Origin of the sequence: Vibrio sp. M260121 (assembly GCF_036533715.1) — a bacterium.
Lineage (GTDB): Bacteria > Pseudomonadota > Gammaproteobacteria > Enterobacterales > Vibrionaceae > Vibrio.
In genome coordinates, this window is record NZ_JATABF010000118.1 from 1 (window position 1) to 629 (window position 629).

Here is a 629-nt window from a genome sequence, read left to right on the forward strand (position 1 = left end):
GGCGTTAGGTGCTTGAAGGAAAAGGTAAGTATGGAAGTTGCTTTTCGGCAGATAAACATTGATGATTTCGAATTATGCGTTGCTGCGAGAAAAGATGCATACTTTTGTAGTTTTGGGCATTACGATGGTTTCGACGACTTCATCAGCGGTTATCGTGAACGTGTCTTAGAAAGGTTAGCAACATCAGAATGGTTCTATATCCATGTATTTGTGGATGGTCAGTTTGCAGGGCAGTTAGAGTTTCGCAGTTTTTCATCTGAGCCGGAGACTGGCTATGTGCACCTCATTTACTTAAAGCCGAATTTTCGTGGTTCAGGACTCGCTCCAAAAGTGCAGGATTATATTGTAAGCACTTTGAGTAAAGTGGGTTGTTTGCGTGCTGTACTTTCAGTAAGCCGAACTAACCATCGAGCTCTCACATTCTATAAGCGCAATGGTTGGGAGTTCGTGCGTAAGAACCCCAAGCACGATGAAACAGACTTTTACCAACTTTGGCTACGCACCTAACAAGCAATTTAAGAGGGATTCACAACGCTTGGCATTTTTGCTTCTACTTCAAATTTAGTGTTTATGGCACAATGGCTTAGGTTTGGGTGGAGGCGTTGTTCACCCCTTAATTGGGCGTTATA

At 43.1% G+C, this 629-nt stretch carries 1 protein-coding gene; it reads left to right on the forward strand.

Annotated features, from left to right (window positions below; all coding sequences use genetic code 11):
* Positions 1–30 precede the first annotated feature (30 nt).
* Positions 31–507 (forward strand): GNAT family N-acetyltransferase, encoded by a 477-nt coding sequence (locus QTO06_RS25365; RefSeq protein WP_331410356.1) that lies wholly within the window; start codon positions 31–33, stop codon positions 505–507.
* Positions 508–629: the final 122 nt, after the last annotated feature.

Coding starts and splice junctions, on each gene's coding strand:
- QTO06_RS25365 (WP_331410356.1), top strand. CDS start 31: ATGGAAGTTGCTTTTCGGCAGATAAACATTGATGATTTCGAATTATGC.